Annotated in this window: 15 protein-coding genes; 7 read left to right on the top strand and 8 right to left on the bottom strand. The window is 61.6% G+C overall.

Annotated elements, in window-relative coordinates; genetic code table 11:
* Nucleotides 1-169: 169 nt before the first annotated feature.
* Nucleotides 170-877, bottom strand: a complete 708-nt coding sequence (locus SynRS9907_RS08960) for an outer membrane protein (RefSeq protein WP_188020738.1) — start codon at nucleotides 875-877, stop codon at nucleotides 170-172.
* A 72-nt stretch (nucleotides 878-949) separates the two neighbouring features.
* Nucleotides 950-1,882 (bottom strand): hypothetical protein, encoded by a 933-nt coding sequence (locus SynRS9907_RS08955; protein WP_188020737.1) that lies wholly within the window; start codon nucleotides 1,880-1,882, stop codon nucleotides 950-952.
* 98 nt (nucleotides 1,883-1,980) lie between these two features.
* On the opposite strand from SynRS9907_RS08955, the gene SynRS9907_RS08950 reads away from it, so the two are divergent.
* Entirely contained in the window at nucleotides 1,981-4,155 is a 2,175-nt protein-coding gene (locus SynRS9907_RS08950) for an AAA family ATPase (protein WP_188020736.1), read from the top strand.
* A 56-nt stretch (nucleotides 4,156-4,211) separates the two neighbouring features.
* Here SynRS9907_RS08950 and SynRS9907_RS08945 read toward each other — a convergent pair whose 3' ends face one another.
* The 3 genes from SynRS9907_RS08945 to SynRS9907_RS08935 all read right to left on the bottom strand — a co-directional run bounded on the left by SynRS9907_RS08945 (nucleotide 4,212) and on the right by SynRS9907_RS08935 (nucleotide 6,671).
* Nucleotides 4,212-4,712: a hypothetical protein gene (locus SynRS9907_RS08945; protein ID WP_188020735.1), complete on the bottom strand. Its 501-nt coding sequence runs from the start codon at nucleotides 4,710-4,712 to the stop codon at nucleotides 4,212-4,214.
* Between the two features lie 66 nt (nucleotides 4,713-4,778).
* A complete protein-coding gene (locus SynRS9907_RS08940; RefSeq protein WP_188020734.1) occupies nucleotides 4,779-5,432 on the bottom strand; it encodes a hypothetical protein in 654 nt (217 codons plus the stop codon).
* A gap of 66 nt (nucleotides 5,433-5,498) precedes the next feature.
* The gene (locus SynRS9907_RS08935; protein ID WP_188020733.1) at nucleotides 5,499-6,671 is read right to left on the bottom strand and encodes a Fic family protein; all 1,173 of its coding nucleotides are present in this window, start codon (nucleotides 6,669-6,671) and stop codon (nucleotides 5,499-5,501) included.
* A 149-nt stretch (nucleotides 6,672-6,820) separates the two neighbouring features.
* Between SynRS9907_RS08935 and SynRS9907_RS08930 the strand changes: the two genes are divergently transcribed.
* The 3 genes from SynRS9907_RS08930 (at nucleotide 6,821) to SynRS9907_RS08920 (ending at nucleotide 8,054) form a co-directional block, all read left to right on the top strand.
* Nucleotides 6,821-7,336, top strand: coding sequence for a DUF4236 domain-containing protein (locus tag SynRS9907_RS08930; RefSeq protein ID WP_188020732.1), 516 nt, complete (start codon nucleotides 6,821-6,823; stop codon nucleotides 7,334-7,336).
* A 201-nt stretch (nucleotides 7,337-7,537) separates the two neighbouring features.
* Complete coding sequence (locus SynRS9907_RS08925) at nucleotides 7,538-7,708, top strand: hypothetical protein (protein WP_255445850.1); 171 nt, start codon at nucleotides 7,538-7,540, stop codon at nucleotides 7,706-7,708.
* Between the two features lie 94 nt (nucleotides 7,709-7,802).
* Nucleotides 7,803-8,054, top strand: a complete 252-nt coding sequence (locus tag SynRS9907_RS08920) for a hypothetical protein (protein WP_188020730.1) — start codon at nucleotides 7,803-7,805, stop codon at nucleotides 8,052-8,054.
* A 435-nt stretch (nucleotides 8,055-8,489) separates the two neighbouring features.
* On the opposite strand, the gene SynRS9907_RS08915 is transcribed toward SynRS9907_RS08920, so the two are convergent.
* From SynRS9907_RS08915 to SynRS9907_RS08905, 3 genes are read right to left on the bottom strand one after another with little or no spacing between them, the layout of a single operon-like run.
* Nucleotides 8,490-9,344 (bottom strand): RAD52 family DNA repair protein, encoded by an 855-nt coding sequence (locus SynRS9907_RS08915; RefSeq protein WP_255445849.1) that lies wholly within the window; start codon nucleotides 9,342-9,344, stop codon nucleotides 8,490-8,492.
* The gene (locus SynRS9907_RS08910) at nucleotides 9,304-9,924 is read right to left on the bottom strand and encodes a siphovirus Gp157 family protein (RefSeq protein ID WP_188020729.1); all 621 of its coding nucleotides are present in this window, start codon (nucleotides 9,922-9,924) and stop codon (nucleotides 9,304-9,306) included. The genes SynRS9907_RS08915 and SynRS9907_RS08910 overlap by 41 nt, the downstream gene beginning before the upstream one ends.
* A 58-nt stretch (nucleotides 9,925-9,982) precedes the next feature.
* Complete coding sequence (locus SynRS9907_RS08905) at nucleotides 9,983-10,468, bottom strand: DUF2493 domain-containing protein (protein WP_255445848.1); 486 nt, start codon at nucleotides 10,466-10,468, stop codon at nucleotides 9,983-9,985.
* A 792-nt stretch (nucleotides 10,469-11,260) separates the two neighbouring features.
* Here SynRS9907_RS08905 and SynRS9907_RS08900 point away from each other — a divergent pair.
* The 3 genes from SynRS9907_RS08900 to SynRS9907_RS08890 all read left to right on the top strand — a co-directional run bounded on the left by SynRS9907_RS08900 (nucleotide 11,261) and on the right by SynRS9907_RS08890 (nucleotide 12,985).
* A complete protein-coding gene (locus tag SynRS9907_RS08900) occupies nucleotides 11,261-12,076 on the top strand; it encodes a hypothetical protein (RefSeq protein WP_188020727.1) in 816 nt (271 codons plus the stop codon).
* A gap of 274 nt (nucleotides 12,077-12,350) precedes the next feature.
* Nucleotides 12,351-12,755: a hypothetical protein gene (locus tag SynRS9907_RS08895; RefSeq protein WP_188020726.1), complete on the top strand. Its 405-nt coding sequence runs from the start codon at nucleotides 12,351-12,353 to the stop codon at nucleotides 12,753-12,755.
* Between the two features lie 5 nt (nucleotides 12,756-12,760).
* Nucleotides 12,761-12,985 carry a hypothetical protein gene (locus SynRS9907_RS08890; protein ID WP_188020725.1) on the top strand — a complete coding sequence of 75 codons (225 nt, stop codon included), beginning with the start codon at nucleotides 12,761-12,763 and terminating at the stop codon, nucleotides 12,983-12,985.

Genomic DNA, 12,985 nt, shown 5'->3' with positions numbered 1-12,985 from the left:
CGCTTTTCACAGTCTTGGATGAAGCGGTGCCCCGTTCTGCATCTTTTGAATGGAAGAGATGACCTTCTCTGAGGTCGAGCGAACGTGCTCACTCGACCTCGCGTTCTTGAAGATTGGGCACCAGGCGAGCACAGGCTCAGCTTCAACCATGTGCTCCCCTCGTTACAGATCAGAAGCGATAGCGAGCCCCCAGACGTGCCCCCCAGCTGCTGAGCGGGTCATACGACACACCATCAACTGTGAAACCAGCTGTGCCTTGATAAGTCGCCTCAACAAAAACATCTGTCTTTTTGCTGGCCAGATAGCTGATTCCCAGCTTCCCTTGATAACCAAAAACACCCTGATTCCCAGCACTCTGCTTCACATTGGTTCCCAAAGCGGAGACGCTGTAGCTTCCCCAGGAAACATTTGTATACCCAATGCCGCCTCCTAGATAGGGGGAGACGCGGCCTTTGGTGGGAATGTCGACATAGGTGGATACCATCACGGAATTGGTGTTCACATCGCCGCTACTGACGGATGATGTGATTTCCTGGCCTAGAGCTTTAACCTTCAGACGATCGAGTGATGCATTGTTGTAAAGATAAGTGAGCTCTGTCCTTACATTACCGAAGTCATATCCGGCACCAACTTCTCCGGCGAAGCCGACACCCAGGCTGTATTGACCCTTCACATCAATATCCAATACTGTGCTTTTGCCGGTGACATCCTGAGGCCATGCAGCCCCGGCTCCGGCCGTGACATAAAAGCCTTTGTCCTGCTCCGCTTGAGCAGGTTGCTCTTCTGCTTCTTGCGCATGGGCCATCGGCATTGCAGCGCAAAAGAGCATTGCTCCGGCGAGAGATGATCTCTGCAGAAGCTGGACAACAGAAGTCATGGCCGGAATTGTTCAATCACAACCAGCTCATCAAAACCCAGGGCCACGTACCACAGTGCATGGATCGATCGCTTAATTGCCCCTGGATTTTCTGGATGCTGATTCAGAATCTGCATCAAATTCTTGTTGTTGGCCGCTGAGTTGATTGCGCAGCTCCTCCAGTTGGGGATGGCTTCGCCAAACCGTTTCGAGTGCGACAAGCCAGACCTGGTCTTGAACGGGTTTGGGCCATGGCCGCCAGTACCAACTGTTTAGGGCACGCTCAAGCTGAGCAGCCCACGCAGCGGTGGCTGCAACGGGAACCTGCACGTCCTCTAGCCACTTCGCCCAACTGCCGGCAGCGTGGCAGCTTTTTGGGGCGTAACGGCATCGCCATTGTGTCTGCCGCACCATGGCACCAAGACCTGGCGCGAGGCTGTCTGTTGGAACAGCAATGGGGCTCCAACGATGAAGGACGTCTGGCTGGGTTGGCGGACAGAGCAACCCCATTGCCGATGACCCCACTGGCAGCAAGGCAAAAGCGCCCCATACCGTGATCGGTTGATCTGATGGCAAGGGTTCTGGGCAGATCAGCTCGAGATCGAAACCACTGATCAGCACCAGGTCGAGAACATGGGCCTGCAGCAGGATCCGCCAGCTCATGTCATGGCGTAACTGAACAGGATTTCTGACAACAGTGTTGAAGGCCGGCAGGACTGCCTCAACCCAGGGGCAACTGCCCAGTCGCCAGGCTCCCGCCATCAAGCGGTGATGTTGCGCGGCTTGGCGGAGTAACTGCAGACAGGCACTGGATCCATGGCGCAGGGCCCCGGGATCACGGTTGCCTGTGGATGACACCAAGCCCAGATCATGAATCAGCCGCCTGCTATGGCGGCTCACGGTTGGCTGTGAGAGGTGCAGCGCCTCGGCAGCAGCCAAGGTGCTGCCGGCCAATTCCACAAAGTCGAGAATTTGAATCGGGCGCAACACGTCGGGAACGCGATAAGTGGCCTGAAATCGGCCCATGAATGAACAGCACACCTGGATGCGATCAGGTTTTCCCGCGAAGCCCCGAAACGGGCCATTGTTCGTGCGAAAGAGTGGAAAGCGATCTGAGCCTCCCGATGTCGCCGCTGCGCTGCCACCTGCTGATCGGACAGCCTGCTAGCGGCAAGACCACCCTTGCCAAGGCCCTGGCGCCCCTGCTCACCTCTCCGGGTGAACCACCGGCGCAGGTGCTCTCCACCGATGCCATCCGTGCTGAGGTGTTTGGTGATGCTGCAGTGCAGGGCCCGTGGGTCGACATTCAGCAGCGTCTGCATCAGCGCATCCAGGAGTGCGTGACCGCTGGTGTTCCGGTGATCGTCGATGCCACCCATGCCCGCCGCGCTTGGCGTCTGGCGATGACCCAGGCGTTGACGCTTCCCACCCCAGTTGAATGGATTGGTTGGTGGCTTTACACCGATCTCCCCACGTCATTGGCTTGGAATGCCCGGCGTGAGCGTGTGGTGCCTGTGCCAGTGGTGCAGGAAATGGCTGCTGCACTGGCTGACCCGCATTTCGGGCCCTCACGTTCTGAGGGGTTCGCTGCGATCTGTGCTGTGGTGCCCAACCACCATGACGACCTGGTGCCTGTGCTGCAGGCTGAATTGAGCGGTCTTGATCACCGCATTCGCTCCGCCATTAACCGCGAGCGAAAAGTGCAACGGCATGGCTACTCCCAGCTGCTCGATCTCGAACGGCTGCTGTACCTGATCCGGCTGTTGAGCATTTGGCCGGATCTGACGGCAACCGATCCCACCAGTGCTGAGCAGTTGGAGGCCATCCTTTCTCCACTTCCCCAGGGGGATCTGGCTGATCGGGCTGCCGCTTTCCTGGGTGCCATGCACGGAGCCTGTTTTGCCGATGCCACTGCCATCCGCAATGACTTGCTTTGGATGGAAGCCAATGGTTTTTGCCGTGCGATTCCCAGCACGGAAGCCATTCAGTTGGCGCCCGCCTCGTTGGATCAAGGTCCTATCCATGGCGGGCTGCCGCCGATGGGTGACGGCCCGGTTTTCGTGCGGGTGATGACACTGTTGCGCCACATGTTGCAGGTGCCCTTTGACCGGCCAGCCGAGCGCGGTAGCGGCCTCCATCAACACCTGGTCAGCGCTGTTGAAACGATTCCCGGTGCCTACCTGCCGGGCGAGACAGCGACCCTTCGCAAGGACCTTGAGAAAATTCTCACCCCGTATGGCTTCCGAAAACGCAACGACAATGTGCGCCACGGGTACTGCCTGGGGAGTGCCGTGCTTTCACCAGCGCGGTTGCAGGAGGTCCACAACGTGGTGCATCAGGCGGCGTCCCGCTTGGCGGATCCATCAGCCCAGGACCTGCTGGCCGAATTAGACGAACGCCTCTCCTGGGCTGGAATCAGCACCACTGACCTCCCGCCGGTGCGCAGTTTTGCCCGCCATACGGTGGTCGATACCCAGTTGGTGCGCCGTGATTCGCTCGCTGCTCCCCATCGTGCGGAGTTAATCGAGGCAGCCATCGTGGCTCACCGCCGCGTGCTGCTGCAGCGTTATCCCGGTATGGGACGGTTTGACGAAAGCCCTGCTGGGGAGCTGTGCGTCTGGCCATTGCAGCTGATTTTTCACAACGTGGGTTGGTATCTGCTTTATGAAGAAGACAACATTGGCCGTGAACATGGATTAATTCGCAGTGAAAGACTTGATCGCCTTTCCGTGATCCGTGCTGATCGAGACCTCCGCCGCAGTCGTGAACAGCATGCCGCTGCCATCCAAAGACTGGAGCGGTTGCTGACCTACAGCGGTGGCATTTTCTTCGGAAGTGATTTGGATCGGCAGCTGGCTTTAGCCAGTCACTCAAGACAAAAACGTATCGAGGCATTGGTCACCCTCAGGTTTTATTGCAACGACTGGTCGTTTGCATTCATTCGCGAGGGGCTGAATCGCTACCCGATCGAGCACACACGTTTTTCCAAGCCGCTCCCTGAAGACAGCTGGTGGTATCACCCCAAAGCGCCACACGTGCTGGAACCCGGCTCTGCTGACTCCACGCATCCATATCCGGTAGAGCTGGACTTGCCGCACTGGACTGTGGCTTCCGATATTGATCTGCGTAGCTGGTTGTTTGCCTTTGGGGGTGGTATCCGTATTGAACAACCCGACAGTCTGAGGAAGGAGCTTCTACAACGCTGCGAAGAAGCAATTGCTGTGAACGAAGAACAGCAACCGCAGCGAACTACAGGGTTGATGAAGCCGTTTTCTTCCACTCGGCTTCGCAGAGACTGAAGTCACTGGTTGACAAGTTTCAGCCTTATTAGCCGTTCTTAGCGTGGTTGCGACGCTCAACCCACAGCAGCATTTGCCAGCAGTCGATTCAGATTCACGCCTGCATCAAAGGCGGCGCGGTGCAGCTCCTGACGTTGCGCATCATCCAGGCCATCCCAGAAGGCATGGAGCAGATCCACCGAGGCCTTGCCCAGGCCAACGAATCCCACCAGGGCCAGGGGAACGCCGAGCCAGGGGAAGACCAGCAGAACGACGCTGAGCACCAGACTGACGACCGCACCATGTTTGGCCGATTCCCAGACGCTGGAGGCAATGGCCTGCACCTGAGTTGGCCGGTCGATCTCGCCGCGCTTGCGGAGCGCTTCCGTGCGCAGTGCCGTGAGCAGAGCCTGATAGATCGCGTAGACCGCGACACCACCGAGGGTGGATTCACCGATGAACTCGCGGCCGCTCCAGGCACCACCATTGCCGTTGATATCGATAGCAGCCAGGCCAGCTGCCGGCGCTACTTCCCAGCGGGCTTTGGGAATCCGGTAGGGATCAATCTCGCGGCTCATGCTGACGAACGCGAATGGAGCTGAATTCCATTTTGCTCCCGCCGGCTTGGATGTGGCCAGTCGCCCTCAGGGGTTGATGTCGGTGGCCTCGAGCCGTTCCAGCAGCAGGTCGAGTTTGCGGTCCTGGCGCTCCAGCTGGTGCAGGAAGCCAGCACTGATCAGCGCCAGGATCACCAGCCAGACCGCTGAGGTGAGGCCCACCCACTTCAGGATCGATTGCTGAGAGAGGCCAGCTCGAAGTGGACCGTGGGAGGAGGTTGAACGGTCGTTGCTGAGCACCAGATCCAGCACCTGCTCAGCACTCACCGGCACCAATGCTGAACTGGCTTCTGCATGGCCTCCTTCAGAAGCCAGTTGTTCACGGCAGCGCTGCAGGCCGCCGCCGGCCCAGAACAGCCCCCAGGCGCGGTTGTCCATCTGCAATGCCACCCAACGGTTGGGGCGGGCGTCATTGCGAATCAGTTGCGCAGCCTTGGCCATGCTCCAGCTGCGGCCCTGTGCCACAGAAGGAGCGGCGTGGAGCAGCAGTCGCCCCTGGGGATCACGGCTGTAGCCGCTGACCACCTCCAGCGAAAAGACATCGACGATCTGCACCCGTCCATGCAGCCGTGGCCTGCTGCGCGGCAACCCAGCGTCCAGATGTGCGCTGGCCGGTGACCAGAACACCAGGGCGCCGCGCACTTTGCTGATGCAGGCGTCGGTGAGCAGGTTGACGGGCATGGCCTGGCCACCGTGAAGGGTTGGAGGGGTCAGTCTGCCTGCGGTGCTCTTGCGGGGGAACTTGATTTAGAGCGGCTCCGTACCTTCGCTGAGGATCGCCAGGTAAGCGTCGTAGGCGAACAGGCGATTGCGCCGGCCACCCGTGACTTCCCGGGCGATACCGAGCTCCACCAGAGCGTCGATTGCCTTGCCGGCTGTCGGAAAGCTAAGGCCACTCAGCTCCTTGAGTTGCTTGGTGCTGGTGAGAGGCCGTCGCTGGAGAGCTGCGTAGCCCAGGCGCACGCTGTGGCCTGATCGGCCCAGGTCCTGCAGTTGTGCTTCATCCCTTCGAAACAGCTCGAGCAGCCGCTGTGCCGTGGCTACCGCAGCGGAAGCTGTGCTTTGAACCCCTTCAAGGAAGAAGTCGATCCAGGCCTCCCAGTCGCCCTGCTGGCGCACGCCGTCGAGCAGCTCGTAGTAGCGGCTGCGGTGTTGCTTGAAGAACAGGCTCAGGTACAGCAGCGGCTGTTGCAGCACGCCGGCCTCGATCAGCATCAGCACGATCAAGAGCCGGCCCAAGCGGCCATTGCCATCGAGGAACGGGTGAATCGTCTCAAACTGCACATGGGCCAGGGCGGCGCGCACCAGCACTGGCAGTGAATGCTCACCCTGGTGGTCGCCATGGATGAACTGCTCCAGCTTCCCCATGCAGTCCTGCACCAGAGCCGGCGGTGGAGGCACGAACTGCGCATTGCCTGGGCGGGTTCCACCGATCCAGTTTTGGCTGCGCCGGAAATCCCCTGGCAGGCGATCGGCACCACGACCCCGGGCCAGCAGCCGGCCGTGGATGTCCCGCAGCAGGCGTGATGAGAGCGGGAAACCTTCGCTCAGTCTTGCCAGACCATGCTCCAGGCCTGCCACATAGCTTGAGACCTCGACGACGTCGTCAAAAGGAACGCCGGGCGCTTCCTCCAGCTCGAACAGCAGCAGATCGGATAGCGACGACTGGGTGCCCTCAATCTGGGAGGAGAGCAGAGCCTCGCGCCGCACGTAGGAGTAGAGGAAAAGGTCGGGATCGGGCAGGAGGGAGGAAACACCATCCAGACGGCCACAGGCCAGCAGCGCCTGTTCGTGCAGAGCGTGAAGGGATCCAGCCAGCACTACCGGCGGATCAGGGGGGAGCGGCGCTGGCACGAAAGCCAGCACCGATTCGCCGGCGGTGCTGGTGGCTACGTAGTGGCCGGTGGCCTCACGCCGCACGGCAGAACCCCCTGAACGAACTTTGAATAGATGGTCAGCTTATTTAAAGAACTAGGCGTTTCCTTGAATAGCCGCCTGGTTAGGGCTCGTCTCTCGCCGCTCGCACCAGACGCTATTGCCCGCAGAACTGCTGATCTGTTGTTAATGCCATGGCCTTTCGTTTTCGCAAATCCGCCCGGCTGGGCCCCCTGCGGTTCCACTTCTCCACAAACGGGCTGAGCTCGATCTCCGTCGGTGGCCGGGGTGCTTCCTTCAACATCCCGGTGAACCGCAGCGGCGGCAATCGCAGCACGGTGGGCCTGCCGGGCACCGGTCTGAGCTGGAGTGTCGAGCATGAGGCAAGCGCTGCCAGGGGCCTGCCCAACAGCCGCCGTTTGAAGCCTGGTCAGCTGGAATTGCTCAAGCAGCAGTGCCTGCAGATCCTGCATCAGGAGCTGTTTGCGCCTGGCAACGATGCCCATCGGCTCTGGAGCGAAGGCCTGATCAGCCGCCTGTTGGCGGATCCCCGCATGGGTGGACGCAATGCTGGCTTGCTGGCGCTGATCGAAACCCCGGAAGCGATGGCGGCCTACATCCAGCGTGCACGCAGCCAGGATGATGTCAAACGCCGCAGCCAGCGCTGCATTGAGGCCGCCGAGCTAGCGGCTCGGTGGCTGAATCGGTGATTTCAAACACTGCCGGCATGGGGGTGCTGCGCCATAAAGGTTGCAAGGGCGAGCCAAGCCCTGAGAGCACGGACGGCGGCAGGCGTGAGACCCCTGCCGTTTTTGCTGCCTGGGCCTGTCGCCGGCGACACCCCACTCAAGCTATCCCCGAATTAGACCGAATTGAGATGCATGAGATCAATGGGCTTCGCTGTTGCGCGCATGCCCCGTGGATCGTTGATCGAGCGGCTTGAGACAGGGGTCTATCGAATCTGCGATCGCGATCACCACTGCCGAGAAGTGCAGGGCCTGTGGCAAGCACGGGAGCTGGTGCGTGAACTGGAGCTGCAGCAGCAGCTGTTTCAACCCTGCACCATCGCGGGGGAGGAATGACGCTTCAGCAAGCGTCACATTGAAAGGTTGTCTGGGGCACAGCTTTTCTGCCCTGTTCTGTGAATGCTGGACAAGCGTTGGCCTGTTGAACGTCATGGCAGCACCGCGCCGCTACCGCCTGATTGACGCTGCCCTGCAGCCCCATCCCCATCTCGACGAGGAATACAGCTCCCTGCCGTACGCCCTCGAAACGGCGATCCATTGGAGTCGACTGCTGGCCTTTGATCCGATCCAGGCCTCGATTGGCGTGGAGGTCAGCACCGCCAGCGGCGGCTGGCGCACGTTGCAGAACCCCACCACGACGGCTGCCGTTGCCACCTCTTGTGTCGAACGCAGCAATCGCTGAATGCGTGATGCAGGAAGCAGTCAGCCCGGGCTGTGGTCCCGAACCGGTGGTGAACGGTGCTGATTTGCTTATTTGATCTGCATGATTCCTGAAATAAATTGCAGTTTGCGGGTCAAATTTCGCGCGCGCTGCAGTCTCTCCACAGAGTGATGGAGTGCTCGAGATGTTCACGGTTGAACGCCTCGTCGATCACGGATGGACCCGGGAATTTCGTTTCAAAACGGAATTCAAGGCCTTGATCAACGCCCGCTCCCAGTGCATGGCGACGGGGGACACCTATCGCGTGATCAACAGAGATCGAACAGTGGTGTGTGTGATCACGTTGGATGATTGCAAGCGTCGGCTCCGGGCGAGATCAGCCCCGGAGCCGATGCCTCAGCAGTGCGTTTCGTCATCGGCCAGCACCCAGCGCCTGATGGTGGCCAGTGGCATTGATCAGCCTGAGGTCGCAGCAACTGTGCGGGGCCGGTGCTGCAACAGAAACGCTTCAATCCAGTCGTGATGCCGCCGCTGGTTGATGCGATCGGCGATCGATGTCGCCTCTGCGGGTACCTGGAACCGCTTGCGGAACGCCTTGGTGAAACCCTCCAGCTCCGGTCGAGGCAACCTGCGGACCGTGGCCAGGATCGTCTGGACCGTGGCGGCATCAAGGGGCTCCAGGCCGCCCTCTGCCTTTGCGTTGCTCACGGCGCCCGGGCGTTGAGCCGTCAGCCGGTGGCGGGTGTTGGGTGGTGTGGATGATGACGGGCTGGTGACCTGCCGCTGCTGCTTGTCGTAGAGGGCCAAGCCAAACGGATTGCCAAAGGTCATCAATGCCCGCTTCATCGCATCGGTTTCGGCTTCCTTGAGCGCGGATTCATGGGCCTGGCCCAGGTCGGCGTCGATGCCATGGCCGGCGCCGCTGCCTTCCCGGATCACTGCACCGACGCGGATACGGACGCGGGCGGTGTAGGTGACGCCCCAGCCAGAGCGACCATCGCGGCCAATCGAGCGCTCGCTCTGGTTGACGCATGCCAGGGCGATGGTTTCGCGCTGCCAGCCGTCAAAGCCAAAGATGCGGTTGGCTTCTGCAATCGCTTGCCAACCCTCCAAGTAGGCGAGGGATCGCCCGGCCTGCTGGCGGGTCTGAACCTTGGCGCGATCGAGGGGAGCGGAGAGGGCTGCGAGCTGCTCAGGGGAGAACCCAGCGGTGGTGGTGTGCATGGCGTTGGAAGGAGAAAGGAGGACGGTCGACAGGGGATGGGCCGGATTAACGGATTCGCCAGCTGCGGCGGGAGAGGAGCTGCGCACCGGTGATTTGCTGGCCGGCTTTGAGGGCCTCTTTGATGGCGGCCTTGTCCGGTTTGCTGGTGGTGGTGAAGCTCAACCACTGGGCATCGAGGGTGTTCTCGTCATCGATCACCACGGCCGAAGACTGACGGGAGGTGAGCTCGTGATTCGGCAAGGAGAAGCGGGTGGCTGAGGGCTGCAGCCGGGTGAGAACAAGCAGCAGCAAATCCTCCAGCGCATCGGCTCGGCTGGCATCGGCGCGGGCCAGTTCGGTGAGGCGCTTGGCCTGCTGCTGGCGGTAAGCCGCCTGAGCACGCAGGTGCTCGATCACCCAGCAGCTGGCATCGGCCTTGGCGGTGAGGGCTTGTGTGTTGTTCTCCTCCGCCAGAAGTGCAGCCTCCAGCTCAGCCAGTGCTGAGGCGCGCTGCTCTGGGGCATCGGTTTCCAGCTGTTCGGCCAGCAGGCCGATGGAGGTGGTGAGCTCCTGGGCCTCGATGCCCAGCTGCCAGAGGGAACCGGAACGCTGGATCGAGCAGGACGGCCCGGCGGCCTGGGGGGCAGCAGGGGAGAGAGGCGCAGTGGATGAGGAACGAACGGCCATGGACAGACAGGCGATGGGACAGGGATTGGAGACAGGGACAGCGACGGGACGGGGCGCTCTAAAGGGCAGGAACCGCCCAGAGGCCGGCGGTGGCGCTGACCTCAGCAATGGCGATCGGCACCGGAGAACGGGGCGCCATGCGGCGGGCCAGATGCAGCAGTGAGGCGGTGCCGGCACCGCCGGGAAACGCCACCACCAGCACTGAGGCGATCGCGCTCGGGCCGGTGTGCAGCACCGCTTGAGCGATGGCCCGCTTCAGCAGCGCGCGGTTGCGGATCGGCCCGGCGGCTCGGCCATGGCGCTGCCATTGGGCGGGCATCACCAACGACGGCCAACCCAGCTGATGGGCTGCTTGGCCGATGGCGGCATCGGCACCGCGGGCACCGCCATGGAGCAGCAGATGCACCAGCCGGCCGCTGCTGCGGGCCAGCAACTCAGCGGCAACCCGCTGATGCGGCCAGGCGAGATCACGGCCGCCGCCAGCTGCGATGACAAGCGAACGGGCTGGAGCAATCTCCGGCCGGGATTGAAGAGATAACACCATGAAATCAGTTGCCTTCAGTGACAACTGATCGGGGCATCAAACCGCTCAGAACAATGCGGTATTGATGGCGAGATCAGAACAGGAAGTTGCCGCAGGCGATGGGCTCGTGGCCTTTGGATCTATCCATATTTTAGGTGCTTCAGTGCGTTTTTGGCCAGCCAAAACCACGGTGTGGCAATGGATCTACACATGCCAGGGCCATCACTGATCCCCTCAAAAAGTGAATCATCTGAGCGGGTAAAAATCAGCACTTTCTTGTTGTTTCACTCTTCACTTGTGCCAGGCAAAATCGCCACGTGCCTTCACCTTTCTGAGTTCACTGAAGCGCACCAGAGCCGGGCCACCGCAGCCGCGGGAGAGCCGCTACGCCAACCACCTCACATCAGCCCCGGAGCGAAGGGCGGCGGCGGCTGGCCGATGCACGCCGCGGCGCAGCCGTGGCACGCTCAAGGTCGGCCGCTGTCGCACGAACCGGTGCGTACTGCCGATCAAGACGCAGCCCTGTGGTATCGAGATCTGTGCTTGTGTCGCAGGTTATTTCGCGGTGTGTTTTGTGCGGCTCATTTGAGTGGCAGGCCTCGAAGGGCGTGGCTATGAGCAGTGTCGAGACGAGATCGCCACGGGTTGGCGGTCTTGGCTCAGGTGATCAGCGCCCGCGGCATCCGGCGCATCACCTTGCCTGGATGGAGGCTCGATTCGTCTGTACTCCGAACGGATCGGCCCTCTGCCTGATGCCGATTTGGTGTCGTTGGCGGCCCGATCGGAACCCTTGCGCACCGTTGGGAGTGCGCCTTGCTCAAACCTGCCGCTGCAGCCCTGCTGCTCTCGGCCCTTGCCGCTACCGTCTCGCCGGCGACTGCATCGTCGGCTGCTGGCACCGCTGGGCTGGATGCCGGCCACCTGCAGCTGATCGATGCTCTTCACGCTGCTGGTGTCTCGGTCCAGATCGGACACAGCCACGGCATCTGCGCGACGGCGCTGGGGGCGTATCTCTCGCTCGATCGCCTTGTGGTGGTCTGCACGGATGAGGCCAGCGGCGTCGATGCCGAATCGCTCGACACCCTGCGCCATGAGGCCATCCATGTCGCCCAGGATTGCCGCGGTGGTGGCGGGATCGGTGATCTCGCCCTCAAGGAAGGCCAGACCATGGCCGATTCCGCTGACCTGGCCAGGCGGGCCGGCCTCGATCTTGATCTGGCCCTGGATCCCTATGTCCGCTACGGCGATGGGATGGAGGTGCTGCAGCTGGAGGCGGAGGCCTTCTCCGCTGCTGCTGCCTGGAGCGCTGAACAGGTGATCGACCACCTCAACAACAGCTGCCGGCTTGCAACGCCTGATTCCGTGGCGGCCACGCCTGGCTGGAACCCTCAGGCAGGATCAGCCGAGACCATGCCCCAAATTCTGCGGATCAACTTCAAGAGCGGTCGTCGTGCTGAGCGCATCGGTGACGACGAGACCGTGGTGGCCTTGTTCGATGCCGACAGCGAGGAGCTGATCGACTGCGTCATGGCGCAGGACAGCGAGACCGGTGCCTGCGCGATTTTTGCCAGGGAGGACGACGACCGCTGGGAGCCGGTGGAGTTCATCACCTTCCAGTTCGGGGATTGATCGTTGTCCCTTCTTCTGGAGGAATCCCGTCCCTGGTTTGGGTGCACCCCTGAGCCTGATCCGGGGACGCCCGTGTTCCGGATTCAGAAGCACCGGTGTTCCCGCTTCCGGCTCACTCTGACGAACACAGAAGAAGAAGCAGCAGAACAAGAAAGAACCCCCTCCCCCCTTCAGGTCCTGCTAGCTGGATCTGCGGGTCCCTGATGCTGCTGCTGTCAGGACTCGAATCAAGCTGGGTAGCTTGTTCGCAATCGAACAGAGCCCTGCGTCTGGCATGGAGATTGAACCATCCTCTCAACTGCTGATCGGTGGCGATGCCTTCTCCTCTCCGGGTGGGCGCTTCCTGTACGTGGTCAGCGGGCCGGTTTGCCGGCTGTTTGATCGCGAGCAGTTGCCCTGGCCCTCCTGTTCGTTGCTCTGGCGGGGCAAGCAGCCCTCCTGGAATCGGGTGGGATGCCGCTTCGTGGCTGATTTGGCTGCCGCCCGCTGCCCGTCCTATGCCGTCGTTGGCCTCGACGCCAACGGCCTCCGCTGGGAGGACGTGATCACCCTCTACGGAGAGATGCTCGTCGCTGATCTGCGCCGGTGGTGGATCACCCGCAAGCCGGTGTCGGCACCCTTTCCAGGGCTTCCCGCTGGCTCCCTGAGGCCTCCCCTGGATCCCGTTCTTTGCCCTTGAGTTGTATGGATTCGAACAACTGCAACAAGGCCCTGGCTGGTCTGGCCGATGCCGCCATGGGTTTGATCGAGCTGCAGGTCAGCATCGACGCCGAGATCCTGGCTGACACTGTGCAGGATCTGCTCAGCCTTGCTCCCGGCAAGCGCGCTGCAGCCATCGAGGACTTCGCCGCCGTTGACCCTCTGCTGGGCTCGAAGCTGCGCGCCGCCATGGCCTTCGCTGTCTCCTGA

The organism is Synechococcus sp. RS9907 (assembly GCF_014279615.1).
In the GTDB taxonomy this organism is placed as follows: domain Bacteria; phylum Cyanobacteriota; class Cyanobacteriia; order PCC-6307; family Cyanobiaceae; genus Parasynechococcus.
Note: the sequence above shows the minus strand (reverse complement) of the source record. Positions and strands in the feature narration are given on the sequence as shown.

What these genes read in the sequence shown, in the direction of transcription:
- SynRS9907_RS08890 (WP_188020725.1), top strand. Translation starts at nt 12,761, where the DNA reads ATGGATTCGAACAACTGCAACAAGGCCCTGGCTGGTCTGGCCGATGCC.
- SynRS9907_RS08895 (WP_188020726.1), top strand. Translation starts at nt 12,351, where the DNA reads ATGGAGATTGAACCATCCTCTCAACTGCTGATCGGTGGCGATGCCTTC.
- SynRS9907_RS08945 (WP_188020735.1), bottom strand. Translation starts at nt 4,712, where the DNA reads ATGAGCCGCGAGATTGATCCCTACCGGATTCCCAAAGCCCGCTGGGAA.
- SynRS9907_RS08910 (WP_188020729.1), bottom strand. Translation starts at nt 9,924, where the DNA reads ATGGCCGTTCGTTCCTCATCCACTGCGCCTCTCTCCCCTGCTGCCCCC.
- SynRS9907_RS08905 (WP_255445848.1), bottom strand. Translation starts at nt 10,468, where the DNA reads ATGGTGTTATCTCTTCAATCCCGGCCGGAGATTGCTCCAGCCCGTTCG.
- SynRS9907_RS08940 (WP_188020734.1), bottom strand. Translation starts at nt 5,432, where the DNA reads ATGCCCGTCAACCTGCTCACCGACGCCTGCATCAGCAAAGTGCGCGGC.
- SynRS9907_RS08955 (WP_188020737.1), bottom strand. Translation starts at nt 1,882, where the DNA reads ATGGGCCGATTTCAGGCCACTTATCGCGTTCCCGACGTGTTGCGCCCG.
- SynRS9907_RS08960 (WP_188020738.1), bottom strand. Translation starts at nt 877, where the DNA reads ATGACTTCTGTTGTCCAGCTTCTGCAGAGATCATCTCTCGCCGGAGCA.
- SynRS9907_RS08920 (WP_188020730.1), top strand. Translation starts at nt 7,803, where the DNA reads ATGGCAGCACCGCGCCGCTACCGCCTGATTGACGCTGCCCTGCAGCCC.
- SynRS9907_RS08925 (WP_255445850.1), top strand. Translation starts at nt 7,538, where the DNA reads ATGCCCCGTGGATCGTTGATCGAGCGGCTTGAGACAGGGGTCTATCGA.
- SynRS9907_RS08930 (WP_188020732.1), top strand. Translation starts at nt 6,821, where the DNA reads ATGGCCTTTCGTTTTCGCAAATCCGCCCGGCTGGGCCCCCTGCGGTTC.
- SynRS9907_RS08950 (WP_188020736.1), top strand. Translation starts at nt 1,981, where the DNA reads ATGTCGCCGCTGCGCTGCCACCTGCTGATCGGACAGCCTGCTAGCGGC.